Source organism: Leucobacter viscericola (genome assembly GCF_011299575.1).
Classification (GTDB): Bacteria; Actinomycetota; Actinomycetes; order Actinomycetales; family Microbacteriaceae; genus Leucobacter; species Leucobacter viscericola.
The window spans coordinates 3,594,120-3,616,450 of the sequence record NZ_CP049863.1; the positions used below are offsets into that span (position 1 = coordinate 3,594,120).

Sequence of the window (22,331 nt, forward strand, 5' to 3'; positions counted from 1 at the left end):
CAACGCGGCCACTTCCAACCGAAGGTTAGTTAGCTCTTCCGGCTTTTCTTCGGGCGGAACCAGGGGAAGAGCGATCCAATCACAACTCCAGAGAGCAGTACCGCGAGGAACCAGGCCCAGGTGGGCATCGTGAATCGTAGGAAGAGGAAGTGAAGTGTCGCCTCACCGACGTTTGAGAAAACGAAAGCGAGCGTGGCTATCGCGAGAAGAATCGCGACAATTGCCTTGGTGTTGCTCCGGTTTGATTCGCTTGATGAATTCCGCGATTCCGACGGATCTTTAGTGCCCATTGTTCTACCCCTTTTCTGTGTACCCCAATGCAAAATTGCCCTGAAAATCTATTGAAGACTTGCGTCAGGGTGATGCTAGGGTGAAGATTAGTATCCGCAACGCAACCTGGGGGTTATGCCCTGGGTCTGTTTGGCGGAAAACGCAGCCCTTCACGTTGACGTTCCTTGACGTGAAGGGAGGGGGTGGGCGCTGTAGGGGGCGCAGCAAAGGGGGCACTAATCATGTACTCAAACCGGAAGCTCGTTGAATCCAGGGCGACATGAATCTCAACGATCCGGTTGGCGCCTTGGAAGAGCTAGATCGCGCTATCGAATCCGGACACCCTGAGACTATTGCTCGTGTGGCCGCGGCCAACATCTGGCCGCTACTGACTTCCCATATGGAACGACTCACAGCCGCCGTGTCAGACCTTGACAGTGCGCTGCTCGAGCGGCATCCGACATTGCGTCTGGTGCACCCGATGATGGCCATTCTTGCGCGAACCTCGCGAACCTTTAAGACGGTTGCGTTCACAGAGGACGCTCGCAGAATGAGCCCTGAAGAGGTTGATTTTCTCATTCTCGCCCAAAACATCGCTTCCAGGGCGAGCGGCGACACTGGCGCTGCGATCCTGTATGCAAAACGGTTGAAGGATCGCCTGCAGCACACGAGCGTCGCGGCTCGCGATCGTCTCGACGGGCCACTGTGGTTCTTCCATCATCAGATCGGTTCTACGATGCTGATCGCCGGTGATTCAAGCGGAGCACTTCTTGAATTTGCCACCGCGCGGCAGCTGGGCAAGCTTTCAATGCAGCCCTATGCGGAACGCATGGCGCTCGGTCGAGTTGCGCTCGCGCACGCCGTGCGAGGAGCCCTGGGGGATGCGGAGCGGGTGTTGCGTGAGCTTGAGGGGTTGCCCGCACCAGTCTTCGCGCATCACAACGCCACCGCTTCAACTGAGAACACCGCCGCAGCGCTGATCGCGGTTGATCGTGTGGCCGACAACCTAGATGAACGGCTCATGAAACTGGAGCCGCACGACTCCATTGAGATGATTTGGCCGTTCGCGCTCCTTGCGCGCACACGTGCATTCATTTTGCGGCAGGAACCCGAGGACGCCTTAGAAGCTGTTCGTCTGACCGAAGATTCCCACCCGGTACAGCCGGGTTCGTTCGCCTACGACGTTATTGGCGCGGGCACCATTGAAGCGCTGCTGGCAACCGGTGAGTTAGCGTACGCGCGGCGGGTGGCCGATAAGAGAAGCCAGGTAGGTGTCTTTACGCGGCTCGCGATGGCCAGGCTCTCCCTGCAAGAAGGACGCCTCGAGCTCGCTGCCCGAGATCTCCAGGCAATTGCCCACGAAACGGCGCTCGGGCCAGCTCAGCGAGCTGAGTCGGCCGTTCTCACCGCATGGTTAGACCTCGCGCGTTCTGATGACATCGACTCTGAAACCGCGATGCATGTTTTGCGGGTGGCGCGTAATCCCGATAATCGAAGGATCGTCTCGATCATGCCGCGACAACTGGTTGAGAAGGTGCTTGAGCGCCTACCCGGTGATTCGAAGGAAGTCTTTGACGACCTCACCGAGGGAGCCGAACGCTTCGAGATGAGCCACCGCCCTGTTCTCACCGACAGCGAATTGCGGGTGCTCAACGCGCTCGTCGGAAACGACTCAACGAGCGGTATCGCGACGCTCTTTCACGTCTCACCGAACACCATCAAGTCGCAGCTTCGTTCGATCTATCGAAAACTCGGCTGCTCTTCGCGTGGTGAGGCCATCCGCATTGCCACTCGCATGCACCTACTTCTGGCCTCTGAAAGCCATTAGAGCGTTCGAGTAACGTAGGCTAGTTTCGTGACTGCGCAGCGCATTAACCCGAGCATTCTTTCCGCCGACTTCGTGAACCTCGAATCTGAGCTGAAAGCCATCAGCTCTGCCGATCTGGTGCACGTTGACGTGATGGATAACCACTTTGTGCCGAACCTCACGATGGGGCCACCGATTGTCGAGCGCATTCAAGCGGTTTCGCCGATCCCGCTCGATGTGCACCTGATGATTTCTGACGCAGACCGCTGGGCGCCCGGGTATGCGGAGCTCGGCGCGTTCTCCGTGACGTTTCACGCCGAGGCAGCGGCCGATCCTGTGGCTCTCGCGCGTAAGATTCGAGAGATTGGTGCTCGCGCTGGCATCGCGCTGAAGCCAGGCACCGATCCCGAGCCGTACCTCGAATTATTGCCGGAGTTCGATCAGGTGCTTGTGATGACCGTCGAACCAGGGTTTGGTGGCCAGTCGTTCATGGTCGACATGATGCCGAAGCTGCGTCAGTTCGCAGAAGCGAAGTCGAAGCTGGGGCTCGACCTCTGGCTGCAGGTCGACGGTGGTATTACGGTGGATACGATTGGGATCGCGGCCGAGGCCGGAGCAGACACCTTTGTTGCAGGTTCTGCCGTCTACGGTGGTGTTCCCGAAGACCGGATCGCGCAGTTGCGCGCTGCCGCTGGTAGGCATCAGCACTAGTTTTTGCGCAAGATGCCTGAAGTGAGAGAGTCTGACGCAGCGGGATTCGCTCACAGACCCTAGCTTCAGAAACCTAAGTGCAAGTTATCCACATCCTGTTATTTGCGCCACGTACGTATTGATTCAAACCTAAACTTTACCTCAACTAAACATGTCAAATTCTTAGGCAATGCCTATTAAATGCTTGCCATGTGACCAACCTGAAGGCAAAATTGAGGTGTGTACGTGTCTCCCGATGTTGTTATCGCCATAACGGTCGTTATCGGTGCGGTTGCTGCCGTGTTCGGCGGCATGCATCGACTGATCACCCGCTTGGAACATCGGCTCGAAGCGCGGTTCAAGAACATTGATGCTCGCTTTGATCAAGTTGATGCTCGTATTGATCGTGTTGAGTGCCGTATTGATCGTGTTGAGAGCCGCTTAGAATCCCTTGAAAACGAAATTGTTGAGGTGAAGGTTGCGGTCGCGCGTTTCGAAGGTCCACACCGAAGTTTAGTCGGCCTCAAAAGGAACTAGAGTCGGTCGAATCTCAACGCGAACGAGGCCTTCTTCAGAACGAGATACACTAAACGGGTGAAATCCTTCGATGAACTGTTCGCTGAGCTCGGCGAGAAGGCGGCGACCCGCCCGGAGGGTAGCGACACTGTCGCACGGCTCGACGCCGGTGTGCACACGATCGGTAAGAAGATCGTGGAGGAAGCAGCCGAGGTCTGGATGGCCGCCGAGTACGAGTCGAAAGACGAGTGCGCCGAAGAAATCAGCCAACTGCTGTACCACCTGCAGGTCATGATGCTCGCAAAGGGCATCAAGCTCGAAGACGTGTACTCGCATCTCTAGCGTTGGCGTGACGGTTCCCATCCGCCGCGCCGACGCCAGCCGCTGATTTCCCTACTCCGGCCGCGACACGGCCACCACGGAAGGATCCACTCGACCATGCTGCGTATTGCCGTTCCCAACAAGGGTTCACTCTCTGAAATTGCCGCCGAAATGCTTGCCGAGGCTGGCTATTCTGGCCGCCGCGACAGCCGCACACTCGTGCACACCGACGCTCGCAATGACGTTCAGTTCTTCTACCTGCGCCCGCGTGACATCGCCACCTACGTGGGGTCCGATGCGCTCGACGTTGGCATTACGGGCCGGGATCTGCTGCTCGATTCGGGATCAGACGCCAGCGAGATAGCCGAGCTCGACTTTGCAGACTCTACGTTCCGCTTTGCCGCGCCCGCGGCTGGCGACATCTCTGAGATCGCTGATCTCAAGGGCCGTCGCGTCGCGACCAGCTACCCGAAGCTCGTAGACGACTTCCTGCGCTCGCACGGGGTCGAAGCGACGCTCGTGCAGCTTGACGGTGCTGTCGAATCAGCTGTTGAGCTTGGAGTTGCCGATGCGGTCGCTGATGTTGTGTCAACGGGCGCGACGCTGCGCGCAGCTGGTCTAGAGATCTTCGGCCCGGTGATCCTCGAATCAACCGCGGTGCTGATCCGTGGCGAATACGAACACCCCGGCATTGCCCGGCTACTGCGCCGCCTGCGCGGTGTGCTTGTCGCGCGCAAGTATGTGCTCATGGACTACGACCTACCGGTTGAGCAGCTTGATGCGGCGATCGCGGTCGCTGGCGGTATCGAATCACCCACCGTCTCGCCGCTGCGAGACGAGAAGTGGGTTGCCGTGCGGGTCATGGTGTGCGCCGACGAGGCAAACGAGGTGATGGATCGCCTCTACGACCTGGGCGCAAAGGCGATCCTCGTAACCGCGATCCACGCTGCACGCCTGTAACTAAGGAGCCGACATGTCAGTTGCAACACGCGTGATTCCTTGCCTCGACGTTGCGGGTGGCCGCGTCGTAAAGGGCGTCAACTTTTTGAACCTGCGAGACGCGGGAGACCCCGTCGAGCTCGCTGCCCGCTACGCGGAGCAGGGCGCCGACGAGCTTACCTTTCTTGATGTCACGGCGACCGTTGACGATCGATCAACCACTTACGACGTGGTGCAGCGCACCGCCGAGCAAGTGTTCATTCCGCTGACTGTTGGCGGCGGTGTGCGTGAAGTTGACGACGTTGCGCGCTTGCTGGCGGTTGGGGCAGATAAGGTCGGGATCAACAGCGGTGCGATTGCACGACCCGCGGTGATTGGCGAAATCGCGGATCGTTTTGGCGCGCAGGTGCTTGTGCTGTCGCTCGACGTGAAGCGCAGCGACCGCATGCCCTCGGGCTTCGTCGTGACCACCCACGGCGGCAAGCGTGAGACCGACCTCGACGCGCTTGAGTGGTGTCGCGAGGCAGTGGAGCGCGGCGCGGGGAGCTACTCGTGAACTCGATGGATGCGGACGGCACACTTGCGGGTTTTGATCTTGAGCTGACCGCAGCGGTGCGCGCGCTCGCGACCGTACCGGTGATCGCTTCGGGTGGTGCGGGCAAGCTCGAACACTTCGCTCCAGCGGTCGACGCCGGCGCTGACGCGGTGCTTGCAGCGTCGGTATTTCACGACGGCACGTTTACGGTCGGACAGGTGAAGCAGGCGCTTGCCGATGCTGGTCACACGGTTCGACTCACGGGTGCCGAAGCAGGAGCACGCGCATGAACCCCCTCGATCCGGTTCCCGCAGATCTCGTTTTCGATGCAAACGGATTACTTCCCGCCATCATTCAAGATGATGAGTCCGGTGAGGTTCTGATGCTCGCCTGGATGGATCACGAAGCGATCCGTCGCACGCTCACGACCGGTCGAGTGACCTTTTGGTCGCGCTCGCGTGGCGAGTACTGGCGCAAGGGAGACACGTCGGGGCACAGGCAATACGTGCGCAGTGTCGCCGCCGACTGCGACAGTGACACTCTGCTTGTGCGTGTCGTTCAGATCGGTGCAGCCTGTCACACCGGCACTCGCAGCTGCTTCACAGATCGCGAGATTCCGGCCCTCGTGGGTGATCCCGACTCACCCGCTTAGGAGTCACAGCGCGATAGGCTGTGACGGTGACTCTGACGACAACGCGAGCCGCTTTTGATGCTGCGCGCGCATCCCACGCCGTTCTTCCCGTGTGCCGCGAGATATTCGCGGACGCTGACACCCCCGTTGGTATTTACCGCAAGGTAGCCGGTGGTCGTGCGGGAACCTTCCTGCTCGAATCAGCGGAGCAGGGTGGCGTGTGGACCCGTTTCAGTTTTGTCGGCGCGGGCAGTTTTGGTGTGCTCGGTGAGCGCGACGGGCAGGCCCACTGGGCCGAAAACACGAGCGGACCAACACTCTCCGAAGAGCGGCTATTGCCGGGCGGCGTGAGCGCGCTCGCGCCGGTCGAGGCACTGCGAGCAGTCTACGAGCGCTGGAGATCGCCGCAGGTCGAGGGCTTGCCCCCGCTTGCGAGCGGATTTGTTGGCTATATGGGCTGGGACACGGTGCGGCAGTTCGAGCGCATCGAGGGTGGTGCGGCGGCTGCGGGTGCAGGATCCGGGCTACCGTCGCAGGGACTCAGCTTTGTCTCCGAACTCGTGGTCATTGATCACCGTGAGGGTTCCGTGGTTCTGCTGGTGAACGCGCTCAACGACGCCGAGGCAGCAACTGCTGACGAGCAATGGGCTGACGCGCAAGGCCGCTTGGACGCACTGCAAGAGGCGCTCTCGGCACCCACCCCATCACCGCTGGGGGCGCTTGATCCTGACGCGATACCGGATCCCACCCGCCGCACGACCAGCGCTGAGTTTATGGCGACCGTCGAAACGGCGAAGCGCCACATTGTTGACGGGGATATTTTCCAGGTTGTGCCCTCTCAACGATTCGAGCAGGAGTGCACGGCTGATCCGCTCGACGTCTACCGGGTGCTTCGACACCTGAACCCGAGCCCATACCTCTATCTCCTGCAGCTTGAAGACAACGCTGGTCACCCGTTTGCTGTTGTCGGCTCGAGCCCCGAAGCGCTGGTGACGGTGCAAGAAAACGGTCACGCGATTACGCATCCGATCGCTGGCTCGCGGCCTCGCGGTGCGACGATCGAAGAGGATCAGCAGCACGAGCGAGACCTGCTCGCCGACGAGAAGGAGCGTGCCGAGCACCTCATGCTCGTGGACCTCGCGCGCAACGATCTGCTGCGGGTGTGCCAGCCTGCCTCGGTTGAGGTCACTGAATTTATGCGCATCGAGCGGTTCAGTCACATCATGCACATCGTGTCGACCGTCGAGGGTCAGGTGAGCGCGGGCAACAACCCCGTCGATGTTTTCCGTGCGACGTTCCCTGCGGGCACCCTTTCCGGGGCACCAAAACCGCGGGCGCTGCAGATCATCAACGAGCTTGAGCCCGTACCGCGCGGTGTTTACGGGGGAGTCGTCGGTTACTTCGGCCTCGGTGGCGCAGCTGATCTAGCAATTGCGATCCGCACCGCGACGATTCGCGACGGTGTGGCGGTAGTGCAAGCGGGAGCCGGAATTGTCGCGGATTCTGTGCCCGAGACCGAAGACGCGGAGTGCCTCAGTAAGGCGGCTGCGCCCCTGCGTGCGGTTGCTGTGGCCAATACGCTGCGACCGCTGCGTGCGGGATCGTCAACCAAGGCGGAGGCCAACTAATGCGCGCTAAGCCACTGATCCTGCTCGGGATCGCCGCCACCGGAGCTGCTTCGCTGCTGGCCGGCTCGCAGACCTGGGTGTCGTTTATGCTCGAGGGTGTTCATAAGGTTGAAACGGTACCCGGGCAAGACATCAACCCCGCGCTCACCCCACTCGCTCTCGCCCTCGTTGCCGCTGCTTTGGCGCTCACGATCGCGGGCACAGTGTTTCGGAGGGTGCTCGGGGTACTTGTGGCTTTGTTGGGTGCTGGATCGGCGGCGCTCACCTGGAGTGCGCTTGCCTCGCCCCTCAGCGCAATCTCCGGCAAGGTGACGGAACTGACCGGAATCACTGGTAGCGCCTCAGCGTCGGCCATTGTGTGGTCTGAAGTGTCACCGTGGGGATACGTCACTCTGGTGCTCGGTATTGTGGCGGCACTGTTGGGTATCGCCGTTGTCGTGTGGGGTGGTCGCTGGGGAACGGCCGGCCGAAAGTATGACGCTGAGCGTAAGCGTCAAGACCCGAAGTCGGAAGGTCCAGATCGTATCTCTGACTGGGATTCGCTGAGCGAGGGCGACGATCCAACTCAACCGCAGTAACTGCGGTGCTTGGCCAACAAACGCAGCTCGCTAACACCACCGGCTCAAGAAGCTGAGAATATCCGGTAGGCTTGAGTCGTTCACTTCGCATCTAGAGGAGATTCATGAGTACCCAGCACGGAGACCCCGGCCACGGCGATTCACCCGCCGCATGGACAGCAGTTATCGTGATGCTTCTTGGCGTCGCAGCTGGCGCCGTCTTCTTCTTCCTGCACATCCCAGTCGGCGTTTACGCGTGTGTTGGTGTTGTGGTTCTGGGTGCACTGCTCGGTTTTGTGCTCTCGAAGGCCGGATACGGCGTCAACGGGCCTAAGTACTCGCCCAAGACGCACGAGTAAGGTGCTGCAGCAACTCCTCGCCGGCTCGCTCGAAGATGCGGCCACCAGGAGGCAACAGCGTCCGTTCGCGGAGGTTGAGGCCGAGGCGCTCGCGCGCCCTGTCGCGCTCGATGTGCTCGAAGCGCTCGCTCCGGCGGAACATATTAAGGTCATCGCCGAGGTAAAGCGAGCAAGCCCTTCGCGGGGCGACCTGGCTGAGATCGCCGAACCACGCACGCTTGCCGCCCAGTATGAGGCCGGTGGGGCGAGTGTGGTGAGTGTGCTGACCGAGGAACGAAAGTTCAAGGGCTCACTCGCTGATCTCGAAGACGTGCGCAAGGCCGTGAGTATTCCGGTACTGCGCAAGGACTTCATTGGTGATGAGTACCAGCTGCTTGAGGCACGTGCCGCGGGCGCTGACCTCGCGCTGCTGATCGTCGCGGCCCTGCCGCAGGCGACACTTGAGCGACTCTACGCCTTTACGCGAGAACTGGGCATGACACCGCTTGTGGAGACACACTCCGCGAGCGAGGTCGCGCGCGCCGTTGATCTTGGTTCGCAGCTCATCGGTGTGAACGCGAGGGACCTTTCCACGTTTGAACTCGATCGTGATCTGTTTGGCCGCGTTGCTGACCAGATCCCCGCGGGTGTTATTCGTGTGGCCGAGTCTGCGGTGCTTGATGTTGCCGATGTGCAGCACTACCGTGAGGCCGGCGCTGATGTGGTGCTCGTTGGCGAGGCGCTCGTCACAAACGACCCCATCGCAACACTCTCTTCTTACTTGAGCGTCTAACCGACAGGCAGAAATGACAGACCAGCAATCCGGTGCAGCAGCGTCGCGAGCATCAGGCCAAGGCCTTCGGGCTCAGACCGGCCCCTTCTTCGGTGAATTCGGTGGCAGGTACATGCCCGAGTCACTGATTGCGGCTCTTGACGAGGTTCAACGTGCCTACGAGGCATCGAAACAAGATCCCGAATTCGCCGCTGAGCTCGCAGAACTGCACCGCAGTTACACGGGTCGCCCGTCGATCCTGACCGAGGTGCCTCGTTTCGCCGAGCACGCGGGTGGCGCGCGCATCATCTTGAAGCGCGAAGACCTCAACCACACCGGCTCCCACAAGATCAACAACGTCTTGGGGCAGGCGCTGCTCGTGAAGCGGCTCGGCAAGACCCGCCTGATCGCCGAAACCGGGGCTGGCCAGCACGGTGTTGCCACCGCGACGGCCGCAGCGCTCTTCGGCATGGAATGCACGATCTACATGGGCGAGGTCGACACCGAGCGCCAGGCACTGAACGTCGCTCGTATGCGGCTTCTCGGAGCCGAGGTTATTCCCGTTAAGACCGGGTCCCGCACGCTCAAAGACGCGATCAACGAGGCGTTCCGCGACTGGGTCGCAAACGTTGAGAATACTCACTACTTGCTCGGCACGGTCGGCGGGCCACACCCGTTCCCCGAGATGGTGCGCGATTTCCATCGCTTTATCGGCGAGGAAGCCCGCGAGCAGGTTCTCGAGTTGACCGGCAAGCTTCCCGACGCCGTTGCGGCGTGTGTGGGCGGCGGATCCAATGCGATCGGCATTTTCCATGCGTTCCTTGATGACGCCGATGTTGCACTGTATGGCTTCGAGCCGGGCGGTCACGGCATCGAGACCGGTGAGCACGGCGCCACCCTCGGCGAGGGGCGTCCGGGAGTCTTTCACGGCACCAAGACCTACCTGCTGCAGGACGCAGACGGGCAGACCACTGAGTCCTACTCGATTTCTGCCGGCCTCGACTACCCGGGCGTTGGACCCGAGCACGCTTGGCTCAAAGACCTCGGTCGCGCGACGTACGAGTCCGTGACTGACGACGAGGCGATGCAGGCGCTGCGGCTCCTGAGTCGCACCGAGGGCATCATCCCGGCCATCGAGTCGGCGCACGCGCTGGCTGGTGCGATCCGGATCGGCAAGAAGCTCGGTCCAGACGCAGTGATTCTCGTGAACCTCTCCGGTCGCGGCGACAAAGACATGGTGACGGCCGGGCGATACTTCGGCTTGCTGGATGGCGATCAGACGGAGGTTATGGGATGAGCGCGCGTGAGTCCCAGGTTTCCCGGGTCATTCGAGAGGCGAACGACAGCCGCCGCGGCGCGCTGATCGGCTACCTGCCCATCGGGTTTCCTGATCTCGACACCAGCGTAGAAGCTGCGATCGCTATGGCTCGCAGCGGCGTTGACGTGATCGAGCTCGGTATTCCGTACTCCGACCCCGTCATGGACGGTGTTGTGATCCAGGAGGCAACCCTTACCTCGCTCAACGCGGGCTTTCACGTCTCACAGGCGTTTGAGGCCGTGCGACGCGTGCGCGAGGCCGTCGACACGCCCGTGTTGATCATGACCTACTGGAACCCTGTTCTGCAGTACGGGGTTGATCGTTTCGCTCGCGATCTCGCCGCGGCGGGTGGCGCTGGTCTCATCACGCCAGACATCACACCTGACTCCGCTGAAGAGTGGATGGCGGTTAGTGAGGCCCACGGTCTTGACCGCGTGTTCCTTGCAGCTCCCACCTCGGCTGACGACCGGCTCGAGATGATCGCTCGCAGTGCGACGGGCTTCATCTACACCGTCTCGACGATGGGCATCACGGGGGAGCGCGCGCAGCTTGACGCCGCCGCGCGTCGCCTCACTGAGCGCCTGCGCGAGCACGGTGCAGAGCTCGCGTGTGTTGGGATCGGCATCTCCACGGCAGATCAGGTCGCGGCAGCGCTTGAGTACGCCGACGGTGCGATCGTTGGCACGGTGTTCGTTCGTGCGCTGCGTGACGGCGGTGTCGAAGGACTCGCCGCCACAGTGCGAGAAATTGCTACAGGAACAGTGCGATAGCGCACGCTAGGATTGATCCGTCCGTCTGAATGACGTGGCGGAACCAGCAAGCAGGATTCAGCGGCGATAGTCGCCAGCGAAAGAGAAGTGAATGATTCTCCCGTTCAGTATTCCGAGCCCGGATGTGCAGTACATCGACTTCGGCACGTACCAAATATTCGGTTTTACGTTCTCGCCAGTCGTCCACTTCTACGCACTGTGCATCATCGTCGGCATCATCTTTGCCGGGATCTGGACGGCTCGCCGTCTGGGTCAGCGCGGCGGTGAGCGCGGCGCGGTGTTCGACTTCATCGTCTGGTCGCTGGTCATGGGCATCCTCGGTGCGCGCCTCTACCACGTGGTCACCCACTGGGGCGATTTCTTCGGACCCGACAAGAACCCGCTCGACGTCTTTGCGTTCTGGAAGGGCGGCATCGCAATCTTCGGTGCCCTGCTCGGCGGCGCGATCGGTGTACTCATCGCATCACGACTCACCGGCATTCGTTTCCTCTCGTTTGCTGACGCGCTTGTTCCCGGTCTACTGCTCGCTCAGGCCATCGGCCGCCTCGGCAACTGGTTCAACCACGAGCTCTTCGGCGGTCCGACCACACTGCCGTGGGGCCTGGAGATCGAGTCGAGCAACCCTGCGTTCCCGATTGGGCTTCCCGAGGGCACGCTCTTCCACCCGACATTCCTCTACGAGGCAGTGTGGAACATTCTTGGCATCGTCGTACTGCTCGCGATTGAGCGGAAGTGGCGCCCGCGCTGGGGCAAGTTCTTTGCCCTGTACCTGATCTGGTACGGCATCGGACGCACCTTCACCGAGTCGCTGCGAGTTGATCCCAGCCTGCTGTTCCTCGGCCAGCGCACCAATGTGCTCGCCGCTGCGCTTGCGGCCGTGCTCGGTATCGTGATCCTCATCGTGCAGCATCGCCGCCACCCGGGTCTGGAGCTCACGCCGTACCTGCCGGGTCGCCAGAATCCAGCCGATGCAGTGCTCAAGCACACCTCGAACCCCGACGAGTTTTACCACGTGATTGATCGTGGAGAGGGATCAGCCGAGGCCTCGAACGAAGAAGCGCTCGAAGCGGCTTCAGAGAACGAAGCCGCCGCCGATCCCGCGCTAACCAGCCCGACCAACTCCTAAGCAGCAGGGAAGTTACATGCGCCACGCAAAGATCGTTGCAACCTGGGGGCCCGCGGTCTCCAGCTATGACCACACACTCGAGCTGATCCGTGCGGGCGTGAACGTGGCGCGGCTCAACATGTCCCACGGCACCTACAACGTGCACGAGGGCATCTACCGCAACATTCGGCGCGCTGAGGCCGAGGTTGGTCGCCCTATCGCGGTGCTGGCTGACCTGCAGGGCCCCAAGATTCGCCTTGGCAAGTTTGAGGGTGGACCCTACGAGCTCGAGGTTGGTGACGAGTTCGCGATCACAACCCGCGACATCGTGGGAACCCGCGAGATCTGCGGCACCACCCACAAGGGGTTGCCCGGCGACGTCAACGTTGGGGATCCGCTGCTCGTTGACGACGGCAAGGTTGGGTTGCGCGCCGTTCGCGTGACAGAAGACACCGTCTACACGGTCGTCGAGATTCCCGGTGCGGTGTCGAACAACAAGGGCATCAACCTGCCCGGTGTTGCAGTAAATGTGCCCGCGCTGTCGGATAAGGACGAAGAAGACCTGCGCTGGGCGATTGCCCTCGGCGCCGACTACATTGCGCTCTCGTTTGTGCGCGACGCTGCCGACATCGTGCGAGTGCACGAGATCATGGACGAGGAGGGTGTGCGCCTTCCCGTCATCGCCAAGATCGAGAAGCCGCAGGCCGTTGAACACCTCGAAGAGATCGTTGACGCCTTTGACGGCATCATGGTCGCGCGTGGTGACCTCGGGGTTGAACTGCCGCTTGAGCAGGTGCCGCTCGTGCAAAACGAGGCAATCAAGCTTGCGCGCCAGAACGCGAAGCCGGTTATCGTTGCGACCCAGGTGCTCGAATCGATGATCGAGAACCCTCGCCCCACGCGAGCCGAAGCCTCCGACTGCGCCAATGCTGTTCTCGACGGTGCCGACGCGGTCATGCTCTCTGGCGAGACCAGTGTTGGCGCCTACCCGGTTGAGGCCGTCGCCACGATGGCCCGAATCATCGAGGCAACTGAGGATCATGCGCTCGACCGCATCGAACCCCTCGGCACGCCTCCGCGCACTCAGGGCGGGATCCTGACCCTCGCTGCCGCAGAGGTTGCAGAGTTTATCGGCGCCAAGTACATCTGCGTGTTCACGGAGTCCGGTGACACCGTGCGCCGCATGTCGCGTCTGCGTAAGCCAAAGCCGATTGTTGTGTTCACCCCGGATCCCGAGACCCGGCGCCGCATGGAACTCACCTGGGGTGCCCGCAGCTACCTGGTGGAACGGGTTGGCAGCACCGACGAGATGTATGTTCAGGTCGATCAGGTGATGCTCGATCACGATCGTCTTGAGGTCGGTGACAAGGTCGTGATTATTGCTGGATCCCCTCCCGGGGTGGTCGGCACGACAAACACGCTGCGCATTCACCGCGTTGGCGAGGCGACGGGGCAGCTGCCAGAGGCGGGGCCGCGCAAGCACGTCATTGGCCGAGGCAAGGTGTTTGTCTAGCCTGGAAGCGACCCGCTATCGCGCGGATCCTTCAGTTCTCGGGGTGCTTCGTTCGCCTCGTCTGTTGACTCGCGAAGCACTGGCGGGATTGGTTGTCGGCCTTGCGCTGATCCCCGAGGCGATTGCGTTCTCCGTTATCGCGGGAGTCGACCCCAAAGTTGGGTTGTTTTCGTCGTTCATCATGGCGGTTTCGATCACCTTCTTGGGTGGTCGACCCGCGATGATTACGGCGGCAACCGGCGCGGTTGCCCTCGTTGTTGCGCCCATCGCACCGACCTACGGTCTTGACTACCTCATTGCGACGATCATTCTCGCAGGGGTGTTTCAGATCCTGTTTGCGCTGCTGGGCGTCGCGAAACTCATGCGCTTCATCCCGCGCAGTGTGATGGTGGGGTTCGTCAACTCACTCGCGATCCTGGTGTTTATCGCGCAGCTGCCGCACCTCATCGGGGTGCCGTGGCTTGTGTATCCGCTGGTGGCCGCGGGAATTCTCGTGATTATTTGTATGCCGAGGATCACGAAGGCGATCCCGGCCCCGCTCGTTTCTGTCGTCGTGATTACTGCAGCCGCTGTTGTGTTCTCGCTGAACGTGCCGACCGTCGGCGATCAGGGGGAGTTGCCGCGCAGCTTGCCGGAGCTGTTTATGCCGCAGTTGCCGCTGAACTGGGAGACCTTTACGATCATTGCTCCGTTCGCATTTGCGGTGGCGATTGTGGGGCTGCTGGAATCGCTGCTGACTGCGAAGCTGGTCGACGAGATTACCGATACCCACTCGAACAAAACGCGCGAGTCGTGGGCGCAGGGTGTTTCGAACATGCTGTCGGGGTTCTTTGGCGGCATGGGTGGGTGCGCCGTTATCGGGCAGACCATGATGAACGTGAAAGTGTCTGGTGCGCGCAGCCGGGTCTCGACATTCTTGGCCGGCGTGTTTCTGCTGGTGCTAGTGGTGGTGCTCGGTGATGTGGTGAGCGTGATCCCGATGGCGGCCCTGGTCGCCGTGATGATTATGGTGTCGGTTGCGGCGTTCGACTGGCACAGCATCGCGCCGAGCACACTCCGGCGCATGCCAAAGAGCGAAACCTTTGTGATGGTGACGACCGTGCTGGTCGTCGTGCTGACGCACAACCTCGCCATCGGTGTGGTTGTTGGTGTGCTTGTCGCCTCGGTGCTGTTTGTGCGCCGGGTCGCGCACTTCGTGTCGGTCGAACGCACGGTGACATCGGCCTTTGGCGTCGAGACAGCACACTACTTTGTGACCGGTGAGCTGTTCTTCGCCTCAAGCAATGACCTCACGACGCTGTTTTCGTACGGCGAGGATCCCGAGCGAATCGTGATCGATATGTCACAGGCACACGTCTGGGACGCGTCGACCGTTGCCGCGCTCGACGCGATCACCACGAAGTACTCACATCGCGGCAAACGCGTCGAACTCTTGGGCATGGACGATGCCGCTACGTCGCTTCACAAGCGACTCTCGGGTGGTTTTGGGGCCGAGAACTAGCGAGTCTTACGATTCTTCATTGGGAGTCGGAGTTTCTTCTCCCGTTGAGGTGTGGCGGATCAACTCTGGGTTATCCATGCCGAATCGCGGATCCACGTCTTCGTCGTAGTGTTCCGTTGACCCGTCAAGAATCGGGTGATTGAGCGATTCACCCCTTGGTGAGTGGTGAACGGTTCCGAGCCCATTCGCGGCCTCGGTTGGGCTCTCGCCGTGCGGAGCGTGGGCGTCGTGCATTGGTTGAGACATCGTTTCCCCTCCTTGGCTAACGTACTCCCATGGTAGAGCGCATAGTGCTTTTGCTCTAGGGCTCTGAACGTTCTGCCAGGAGGGGTTGACAGCGAGCTTTTGATTTTCTTGTGCCGGATGAGGGACTCGAACCCTCACGTCTTTCGACAACGCATTTTGAGTGCGCCGCGTCTGCCAATTCCGCCAATCCGGCTTGCTATTCAGTTGTTTGTGGTGCCGATTCGATCGGAACACCAGATCTACAATAGCGCAGCTTTTGGGTCGCAGAATCACCCGTCTTTTCAACAGCCGGGAATGTTGCAGCCTCTCACCAGCCTGAGCCGGTAAGCTGAACGGCGTGAATGACCAAAGCACTGCCCCGAGCACCCCGCGCCGCGTTGTCGTTGCGGAGGACGAGTCCCTGATCCGCCTTGACATCGTTGAGACCCTTCGCGATAACGGATTCGATGTAGTTGGCGAGGCTGGCGACGGCGAAACCGCTGTGAAGCTGGTTGAAGAGCTGCGCCCCGACGTTGTTGTGATGGACGTGAAGATGCCCGTGCTTGACGGCATCTCCGCTGCCGAGCAGATCAACAAGACTCACATGGCCCCCGTGGTGTTGCTCACCGCCTTCAGCCAGCGTGAACTGGTTGAGCGCGCCAGCGAGGCGGGTGCACTCGCCTACGTGGTGAAGCCGTTCACCCCCGCAGACCTGATCCCCGCCATCGAAATCGCACTCTCGCGCTTCCAGCAGATCGTGGCCCTTGAGAGCGAGGTATCCGATCTCGCGGAGCGCTTCGAAACCAGGAAGCTGGTTGACCGCGCCAAGGGGATCCTGAACGACAAGATGGGCCTCAGTGAGCCCGAGGCGTTCCGCTGGATCCAGAAGGCATCGATGGACCGCCGCCTCACCATGCAGGACGTGGCGAAGACCATCATCGACCAGCTCGGTGCCAAAAAGGATTAGTTGTTAAACACAGATGCCCCGGAAGTCGTGAATGACTTTCGGGCATTTGTATTTGTATCGCGAAAAGACTAAGCCTTGAGCTTCTTGTAGTGGTTCGTGATCCTCACAGTCGAGCACCTGCGCCCCCGCTCATCGCTCACCACGATCTCGTGCACCGCGATCGAGCGCCCCGTGTGAACCGGCGTGCACACACCCGTCACGAGCCCGGAGGTCGCAGACCCCGTGTGGGTCGCGTTGATGTCGACCCCGACCGCAACGTACCCTTCTGGTGCCACAAGGTTTGCGTGCATCGAGCCGAGTGACTCGCCCAGCACGACGTAAGCACCCCCGTGCAGCAGCATGATGGGCTGTGTGTTGCCCTCAACCGGCATGGTGGCGACGGCGCGTTCAACATTGAACTCAAGAATCTCGATGCCCATTTTGTCGGCGAGTGCGCCGAGGCCACGTTCGCGAACATAGGCGAGCGCATCGGCGGGGGCAACGGAAGCTTCGGTCATTTCAGCATCTTTCTCTGCGGGGCAACTGTGGTCGCGAGCAGCCCAGGCTTGTAGGCTTGTGTGCGTGTCGAATACGCCTCAGCCTACCCTCATGATCATCGACGGCCACTCGCTGGCCTTCCGGGCCTTTTATGCGCTGCCCGTTGATAGTTTCCAGACGCAGACGGGGCAGCATACGAACGCGATTCACGGCTTTATCGCGATGCTGATCAACCTGCTCAGCAACGAAACGCCCGACTCGCTCGCGGTTGCCTTCGATATTTCGCGGCACTCGTTCCGCACCGAGGAGTACCCCGAGTACAAGGGCACTCGGGGTGAGACGCCCCCCGAATTTAAGGGCCAGATCCCGCTGTTGCAGGAGGCGCTGCACGCGATGGGGATCCGCACCATCGAAAAAGAGAACTTTGAGGCAGACGACATTCTCGCGACACTCTCAACCCGCGGCAGCCAGGCTGGCTACCGTGTGCTGGTGGTGAGTGGGGATCGCGACACGATTCAACTGGTCGACGATAACGTCACGCTGCTCTACCCCTCGAAGCAGGGCGTGAGCGAGCTCACTCGCTACGACGCAGAAAAGGTCATGGAACGCTACGGGATCCGCCCCGAGCAGTACCCCGAGATCGCGGCACTGGTGGGGGAGACAAGCGACAACCTGCCAGGTGTGCCCAAAGTTGGCGAGAAGACCGCGGTCAAGTGGATCAACCAGTTTGGCTCACTCGAAGAGATTCTGCGCCGCCAAGACGAGATCGGCGGCAAGGTTGGCGAGAGCCTGCGCGAGAACGCGCATCTCGCCGTACGCAATCGCCGGCTCAACCGGCTCGTGCGCGACGTTGAACTCGACGTAGAGCTCGACGATTTGAAACGCGGCGAGATGGACATGGCAGCCGTGCAGCAGGTGTTTGCCCAGCTCGAGTTCCGCACGCTGCTGCAGCGCGTCGCCAAGCTTGCAGGCGCCGAGGTGCCGACTGGCGGTGCGACAGCCGCGGTATCGCTGGCGCCAGAAAAGCCCGAGGCCAAGAACCTTATCGACGAAGAACTCGGCGACTGGCTCGCCAAGTCAGACACCCCAGCGGTGCTGCTGCGCGAGGTTGGCTCTGGGATCGAGGTCGGTTTGGCGACCGCCACCACCTCGGTCCTGTTCCAGTGGCAGCTTGGCGGCCGCGACTACACCCAGTTTGAGGAGTGGCTCGCTTCCGACGCGCCCAAGATGTTCTGGGATTCGAAGCAGCAGATTGGCCTCGCAAAGCGCCTCGGCAAAGAGATCGGTGGTGTCGCGGGCGACCTTCTGATCGCGTCCTGGCTGCTGCGCCCCTCGAACGCCGAGAAAGATATTGCCGACGCTGCCTTCCGCTACCTGGGCGAAGAAGTGCCGCAGGGCGATCCGAACCAGCTTGTGCCTGATGAGGGCACCGTTTCTGACGCCGCGGCGCTCGCGTGGTACACGGTGCGCACGCACGCGGCCGTGGTCGAACGGTTCCAGTCGCGCACCGGCGAGATCTACCGCGACATCGAGCTGCCACTCGTGCCCGTGCTCGCCGCGCTTGAGTACCGCGGTGTGCAGATCGACCTGCCTCTGCTCGAGGCGCACGACGCCGAGCTGCGCGAGCGCGTCGCTGATCTCGAGAAGCAGGCGTTTGCGGCCATCGACCGCGAGGTCAACCTCTCGTCGCCGAAGCAGCTGCAGGAGGTGCTGTTCGAGCAGCTCGAAATGCCAAAGACCCGCAAGACCAAGAGCGGCTACACAACCGATGCCGCCGCGCTCGCCGATCTGCAGGTCAAGAACCCGCACCCCTTCCTCGATGCACTGCTCGCGCACCGCGACGCCAACAAGCTGCGGCAGATGGTCGAAACCCTGATCAAGGCCGTGAAGGAAGACGGCAGGATCCACACCACCTTCGTGCAGACCGGATCCAGCACGGGCCGCCTCGCCTCAACCGACCCGAACCTGCAGAACATTCCGGTGCGTTCGGAAGAGGGCCGCCGCATTCGCGAGGGCATCATTCACGCCCCCGAGTTCGACACCCTCATGACAGCCGACTACTCGCAGATCGAAATGCGCATCATGGCGCACCTCTCTGGCGACGAGGGCCTCATCGAGGCGTTCAACCAGGGTGAGGATCTCCACCGCTTTGTCGGCTCGCGCATCTTTGGTGTTGAGCCTGATGAGGTCACGAACGAGATGCGCTCCAAGGTGAAGGCCATGTCCTACGGTCTCGCCTACGGCCTCTCGGCCTTTGGTCTCTCAAAGCAGCTCGGCATCTCGGCCGCCGAGGCGAAGCAGCTCATGACGGACTACTTCGAGCGATTCGGCGGCGTGCGCGATTACCTGCGCTCCGTCGTGGATCAGGCGAAGCGCGATACCTTCACCGAGACCATTTTCGGTCGCCGCAGGCCGTTCCCTGATCTGGCGAGCCCGAACCGCATCCTGCGCGAAAACGCTGAGCGTGCTGCACTGAACGCGCCGATCCAGGGATCCGCTGCCGACATCATCAAGCGCGCCATGATCGAGGTTGAGCGTCGCATGCGCGAGGCCTCGATGAGCTCGCGCATGCTTCTCCAGATTCACGATGAGCTCATGTTTGAGGTTGCCGAGGGGAGTGGGATGCCCTTGAGGTGATCGTGCGCGAGGAGATGGCTGGCGCCGCCGACATGTCGGTGCCGCTTGAGGTGCAGCTCGGGCACGGCCCGAACTGGAACGCCGCGGCGCACTAATACCGTTTGCCAGTTGGCGGGGCAATACGCCCGTTCGCCGTTCGCCTCACTAGCTAGTTTCGATTTATGCCCTATCGCGAGAAGGCGCTGACTCGCTACTATCAGGGTAGGAATCGGCGTCGATAGGGGCTCAGCGATGGAAACCGTGTTGTTTGTCACTCAGCTGCTTGTAGTTCTTGGCTGTATCGTCATGGGCACCCGGTCCAGCGGCGTTGGGCTTGGCCTGTGGGGCGGCACCGGCGTCGCGATCCTCGTGTTTGTGTTTGGGCTGACGCCGGGAGATCCTCCCGTCGATGCCCTGCTCATCGTGCTCGCGGTGGTGCTTGCCTCCTCAATGATGCAGTCCGCCGGTGGCATCGACTGGATGGTGTCGATCGCGGCCAAGCTCATTGCGAGGAGCCCCAAGCAGATCACCCTCGTGGCCCCGCTCGTGTCGTTCCTGTTCTCGGTTGGGGCAGGCACCTCGAACATTTTGTATCCGCTGCTGCCGGTGATCCAAGACCTGTCATACCGAAACGGGATCCGGCCCTCGCGACCGCTCTCGCTGTCGGTCGTCGCGACCGGTGTTGCGCTCGCCTGTAGCCCGGTTTCCGCGGCGATGGCGGCAATGGTGACGCTGACCGATACGGCACCCTGGAACTTTGAGCTTGTCGACATCCTGAAGGTGACGATCCCGGCGGCAGTGGTCGGCATTATGCTGTCGAGCATTGTGGTCAACAGGCTCGGCAAAGACATCGCCGATGATCCCGAGATCCAGGCCAAGATCGAGGCCGGAGAGCTCGAAGCTCCACACGCGAATGCGCAGGCCCTGCAGGCGCAGGTGACGGTCACAAAAGCTGGGCGAAACGCAGCGACCATCTTTTTGCTCGGTGTGGCAGCCATTGTGGTGTTTGGCCTCTTTAAAGATCTGCGGCCGCTCGACGGCAACGGCGATCCTGTCACGATGACACCCATCATTGAGATCGTCATGTTTGTGGCAGGCACGCTCATTCTGCTGGTGTCGCGCCCGAAGGTGTCCGAGATCCCAACCATGACGGTGTTCAAAGCCGGTATGGTTTCGGCGATTGCCCTTTTCGGGTTGGCCTGGTTGACAGATACCTTCCTAGGCGCCCACACCGAATTCATTGCCGACAGCGTCGGTGGGCTCGTAGAAGCCGCACCGTGGATCTTTGCCCTCGGTGTATTCCTCGTGTGTGTGCTTACGACAAGCCAGTCGACTGCAACAAGAACGATCGTGCCGATCGGTTTAGCAGCGGGCATTCCACTGGGAGTGCTGTCGGGCATGTGGGCGGGCGCGTTTGCCGGAATCTACCTGCTGCCCACAAACGGTTCGCAGATCGCGGCGGCAAACTTTGATACCTCGGGCAGTACCAAACTCGGTACCAAGCTTGTCGACCACTCGTTCTTCGTACCGACGCTTGCGCTCGCGGCCACAACGATTGCCGCGGGTGCGGCGTTCGGTGCGATGTGGGGCGGTGGATAGTCGGTCAGGCCCATTGGGAGCCGCTAAGACGCGTCACGAAACGCGTCCCACGAGCGTTTGCAGGCGTGGGCGATCGCGTCGATGTGCTCTGGATCTTCCACGATCCAATCGGTTCCAGGTTCGTGCAGGATCGCGGTCGCAGCAGCGCCGAGCAGAAACTCGCGCAGAAACTCTGCCTGCACGGCTCCCAGCTGTAGGCCCGCTGCAGCAGCGTCGGCGCTGAGTGCGCGGAACCTGGCACCGTCCGCGCGAATTTCTTGGCTGCCCAGGTAGGGCTTGTTGAGCTGCACTGAACCGGGATCGTTTACCTCAAATCCCTCGCGGTGCGCCTCAGCGAGGCGCTGAATCGCCGCGGGCTGCATGGTCGGCGGATCCTGCGGGTCCCTCTCTTCGCCGAGCGCATCACCTCGATTTGAAAGGGCAACCACGCTCGGCAACTGATCCTTGCTCGCCCGGGCAACATTCACGGCGCCCTCGCGTGTAGTCGTGGTGTTCATCGTGTCGTGGAAGGACAGCCGAGTGAAGGTGCCCCCGTTTGCGAGTCCATGCGCGACGAACTGCTCGGTGAGTGCGTCGCGCGTGCGCTCGTACACACCAAGGCCCTGCTCGGCCGCCTCCGCGAATGCATCTACGAGGCGCTGCAGGCCGGCATCTGAGGAGGGAATCTGCAGGATCGGAAAGAACGAGAAGGTGACCGGCCTGATGGCGTCCACCCCGCTCAAATCGACGGGGTTCCAGGCGCCAGCGGCGCGCACCCGCTCGATGGCGGCCTTGAGATCACCTCGAACGTCGGCGGGCTTTGGGCGATTTGGATCCCGAACCAGACGAGGGTGAGGATTAACAACCGCCACTATGCGGGGATCAATCTCAGCCCATCGCTTCACGATCGCGGCCGTGGCAACATCGGTGAAGTCGTACTGCAGGCGGCGGGTGAGCTCGGGCGAGATGAACTCGGCGAGTTCTTCGGGGATCGCAGCGCCCGAGTGGGGAGTACTGACCAGCAGGTCGGCCTCGACGATCGCTTGCTCGAGATTGCGTGTATCGGGATCGGCGAAGTGAGTAATTTGTTCGGCCGTGTACACCGTCCCAGCGGGAATGAAGTCGAGGTCTTTGGCGCTCATGACCTCAGCATAACCACGAGGTTCCCCGCCCACCAGGGGTGTTTGCGGCGGCGGATCCTTTGGAGATGTGTTGTCGCCTTGATTTCGGGCGTGTCGGGTGGATAGGATGGAGTGT

Annotated in this window: 21 protein-coding genes, 1 tRNA gene and 2 pseudogenes; 19 read left to right on the forward strand and 5 right to left on the reverse strand. The window is 61.4% G+C overall.

The features are described from left to right. Positions 1-29 precede the first annotated feature (29 nt). Positions 30-290, reverse strand: coding sequence for a LapA family protein (locus G7068_RS15635; RefSeq protein WP_166292813.1), 261 nt, complete (start codon positions 288-290; stop codon positions 30-32). 260 nt (positions 291-550) lie between these two features. Between G7068_RS15635 and G7068_RS15640 the strand changes: the two genes are divergently transcribed. The 16 genes and pseudogenes from G7068_RS15640 to G7068_RS15715 all read left to right on the forward strand — a co-directional run bounded on the left by G7068_RS15640 (position 551) and on the right by G7068_RS15715 (position 15,211). Next, positions 551-2,098, forward strand: a complete 1,548-nt coding sequence (locus G7068_RS15640) for a helix-turn-helix transcriptional regulator (protein ID WP_166292814.1) — start codon at positions 551-553, stop codon at positions 2,096-2,098. 27 nt (positions 2,099-2,125) lie between these two features. Then, on the forward strand, positions 2,126-2,788 hold the full coding sequence (gene rpe / locus G7068_RS15645) for a ribulose-phosphate 3-epimerase (protein WP_166292815.1): 663 nt from the start codon (positions 2,126-2,128) through the stop codon (positions 2,786-2,788). A gap of 225 nt (positions 2,789-3,013) precedes the next feature. Beyond that, positions 3,014-3,304, forward strand: coding sequence for a hypothetical protein (locus G7068_RS15650; RefSeq protein WP_166292816.1), 291 nt, complete (start codon positions 3,014-3,016; stop codon positions 3,302-3,304). Positions 3,305-3,361: 57 nt separating this feature from the next. Further along, positions 3,362-3,625, forward strand: coding sequence for a phosphoribosyl-ATP diphosphatase (locus G7068_RS15655; RefSeq protein WP_166292817.1), 264 nt, complete (start codon positions 3,362-3,364; stop codon positions 3,623-3,625). Between the two features lie 96 nt (positions 3,626-3,721). Further along, positions 3,722-4,564, forward strand: coding sequence for an ATP phosphoribosyltransferase (gene hisG / locus G7068_RS15660; protein WP_166292818.1), 843 nt, complete (start codon positions 3,722-3,724; stop codon positions 4,562-4,564). A gap of 13 nt (positions 4,565-4,577) precedes the next feature. After that, positions 4,578-5,368 (forward strand): annotated as a pseudogene (gene hisF, locus G7068_RS15665) (imidazole glycerol phosphate synthase subunit HisF). Next, positions 5,365-5,730, forward strand: a complete 366-nt coding sequence (gene hisI, locus G7068_RS15670; protein WP_166292819.1) for a phosphoribosyl-AMP cyclohydrolase — start codon at positions 5,365-5,367, stop codon at positions 5,728-5,730. Before hisF ends, hisI begins: the two are co-directional and overlap by 4 nt. Positions 5,731-5,756: 26 nt before the next feature. Beyond that, a complete protein-coding gene (locus G7068_RS15675; RefSeq protein WP_166292820.1) occupies positions 5,757-7,337 on the forward strand; it encodes an anthranilate synthase component I in 1,581 nt (526 codons plus the stop codon). Next, entirely contained in the window at positions 7,337-7,915 is a 579-nt protein-coding gene (locus G7068_RS15680; RefSeq protein WP_166292821.1) for a Trp biosynthesis-associated membrane protein, read from the forward strand. Before G7068_RS15675 ends, G7068_RS15680 begins: the two co-directional genes overlap by 1 nt. A gap of 104 nt (positions 7,916-8,019) precedes the next feature. Further along, positions 8,020-8,253 carry a DUF6704 family protein gene (locus tag G7068_RS15685; protein ID WP_166292822.1) on the forward strand — a complete coding sequence of 78 codons (234 nt, stop codon included), beginning with the start codon at positions 8,020-8,022 and terminating at the stop codon, positions 8,251-8,253. A 1-nt stretch (position 8,254) separates the two neighbouring features. Continuing rightward, positions 8,255-9,025: an indole-3-glycerol phosphate synthase TrpC gene (gene trpC, locus G7068_RS15690; protein ID WP_166292823.1), complete on the forward strand. Its 771-nt coding sequence runs from the start codon at positions 8,255-8,257 to the stop codon at positions 9,023-9,025. Between the two features lie 13 nt (positions 9,026-9,038). Next, the gene (gene trpB / locus G7068_RS15695) at positions 9,039-10,301 is read left to right on the forward strand and encodes a tryptophan synthase subunit beta (RefSeq protein ID WP_166292824.1); all 1,263 of its coding nucleotides are present in this window, start codon (positions 9,039-9,041) and stop codon (positions 10,299-10,301) included. Continuing rightward, positions 10,298-11,092, forward strand: coding sequence for a tryptophan synthase subunit alpha (gene trpA, locus G7068_RS15700; RefSeq protein ID WP_166292825.1), 795 nt, complete (start codon positions 10,298-10,300; stop codon positions 11,090-11,092). Before trpB ends, trpA begins: the two co-directional genes overlap by 4 nt. Positions 11,093-11,183: 91 nt before the next feature. After that, positions 11,184-12,218: a prolipoprotein diacylglyceryl transferase gene (lgt, locus tag G7068_RS15705; RefSeq protein WP_166292826.1), complete on the forward strand. Its 1,035-nt coding sequence runs from the start codon at positions 11,184-11,186 to the stop codon at positions 12,216-12,218. A 16-nt stretch (positions 12,219-12,234) separates the two neighbouring features. Next, entirely contained in the window at positions 12,235-13,710 is a 1,476-nt protein-coding gene (gene pyk / locus G7068_RS15710; protein WP_166292827.1) for a pyruvate kinase, read from the forward strand. After that, positions 13,703-15,211: a SulP family inorganic anion transporter gene (locus tag G7068_RS15715; protein WP_166292828.1), complete on the forward strand. Its 1,509-nt coding sequence runs from the start codon at positions 13,703-13,705 to the stop codon at positions 15,209-15,211. Before pyk ends, G7068_RS15715 begins: the two co-directional genes overlap by 8 nt. Before the next feature lie 6 nt (positions 15,212-15,217). Here the strand turns inward: G7068_RS15715 and G7068_RS15720 are convergent, their stop codons facing one another. Together G7068_RS15720 and G7068_RS15725 are read right to left on the reverse strand one after the other, a co-directional pair. Beyond that, positions 15,218-15,457: a hypothetical protein gene (locus G7068_RS15720; RefSeq protein ID WP_166292829.1), complete on the reverse strand. Its 240-nt coding sequence runs from the start codon at positions 15,455-15,457 to the stop codon at positions 15,218-15,220. 111 nt (positions 15,458-15,568) lie between these two features. Continuing rightward, positions 15,569-15,650: transfer RNA gene (locus tag G7068_RS15725), tRNA-Leu, on the reverse strand. 144 nt (positions 15,651-15,794) lie between these two features. On the opposite strand from G7068_RS15725, the gene G7068_RS15730 reads away from it, so the two are divergent. Next, positions 15,795-16,403 (forward strand): ANTAR domain-containing response regulator, encoded by a 609-nt coding sequence (locus tag G7068_RS15730; protein WP_166292830.1) that lies wholly within the window; start codon positions 15,795-15,797, stop codon positions 16,401-16,403. A gap of 68 nt (positions 16,404-16,471) precedes the next feature. On the opposite strand, the gene G7068_RS15735 is transcribed toward G7068_RS15730, so the two are convergent. Continuing rightward, positions 16,472-16,900, reverse strand: coding sequence for a hotdog fold thioesterase (locus tag G7068_RS15735; RefSeq protein ID WP_166292831.1), 429 nt, complete (start codon positions 16,898-16,900; stop codon positions 16,472-16,474). A gap of 91 nt (positions 16,901-16,991) precedes the next feature. Between G7068_RS15735 and polA the strand changes: the two are divergent. Together polA and G7068_RS15745 are read left to right on the forward strand one after the other, a co-directional pair. Beyond that, positions 16,992-19,612: pseudogene (polA, locus tag G7068_RS15740) on the forward strand (DNA polymerase I). Between the two features lie 136 nt (positions 19,613-19,748). Then, a complete protein-coding gene (locus tag G7068_RS15745) occupies positions 19,749-21,095 on the forward strand; it encodes an anaerobic C4-dicarboxylate transporter (RefSeq protein ID WP_166292832.1) in 1,347 nt (448 codons plus the stop codon). Positions 21,096-21,118: 23 nt separating this feature from the next. Here G7068_RS15745 and G7068_RS15750 read toward each other — a convergent pair whose 3' ends face one another. After that, positions 21,119-22,216, reverse strand: coding sequence for an N-formylglutamate amidohydrolase (locus G7068_RS15750; protein ID WP_166292833.1), 1,098 nt, complete (start codon positions 22,214-22,216; stop codon positions 21,119-21,121). Positions 22,217-22,331: the final 115 nt, after the last annotated feature.

Excerpts from the sequence above, each read along its gene's own strand:
- G7068_RS15635 (WP_166292813.1), bottom strand. The coding sequence starts at position 290 with ATGGGCACTAAAGATCCGTCGGAATCGCGGAATTCATCAAGCGAATCA.
- G7068_RS15640 (WP_166292814.1), top strand. The coding sequence starts at position 551 with ATGAATCTCAACGATCCGGTTGGCGCCTTGGAAGAGCTAGATCGCGCT.
- hisG (WP_166292818.1), top strand. The coding sequence starts at position 3,722 with ATGCTGCGTATTGCCGTTCCCAACAAGGGTTCACTCTCTGAAATTGCC.
- hisI (WP_166292819.1), top strand. The coding sequence starts at position 5,365 with ATGAACCCCCTCGATCCGGTTCCCGCAGATCTCGTTTTCGATGCAAAC.
- G7068_RS15680 (WP_166292821.1), top strand. The coding sequence starts at position 7,337 with ATGCGCGCTAAGCCACTGATCCTGCTCGGGATCGCCGCCACCGGAGCT.
- G7068_RS15685 (WP_166292822.1), top strand. The coding sequence starts at position 8,020 with ATGAGTACCCAGCACGGAGACCCCGGCCACGGCGATTCACCCGCCGCA.
- trpB (WP_166292824.1), top strand. The coding sequence starts at position 9,039 with ATGACAGACCAGCAATCCGGTGCAGCAGCGTCGCGAGCATCAGGCCAA.
- trpA (WP_166292825.1), top strand. The coding sequence starts at position 10,298 with ATGAGCGCGCGTGAGTCCCAGGTTTCCCGGGTCATTCGAGAGGCGAAC.
- lgt (WP_166292826.1), top strand. The coding sequence starts at position 11,184 with ATGATTCTCCCGTTCAGTATTCCGAGCCCGGATGTGCAGTACATCGAC.
- pyk (WP_166292827.1), top strand. The coding sequence starts at position 12,235 with ATGCGCCACGCAAAGATCGTTGCAACCTGGGGGCCCGCGGTCTCCAGC.
- G7068_RS15720 (WP_166292829.1), bottom strand. The coding sequence starts at position 15,457 with ATGTCTCAACCAATGCACGACGCCCACGCTCCGCACGGCGAGAGCCCA.
- G7068_RS15735 (WP_166292831.1), bottom strand. The coding sequence starts at position 16,900 with ATGACCGAAGCTTCCGTTGCCCCCGCCGATGCGCTCGCCTATGTTCGC.
- G7068_RS15745 (WP_166292832.1), top strand. The coding sequence starts at position 19,749 with ATGGAAACCGTGTTGTTTGTCACTCAGCTGCTTGTAGTTCTTGGCTGT.
- G7068_RS15750 (WP_166292833.1), bottom strand. The coding sequence starts at position 22,216 with ATGAGCGCCAAAGACCTCGACTTCATTCCCGCTGGGACGGTGTACACG.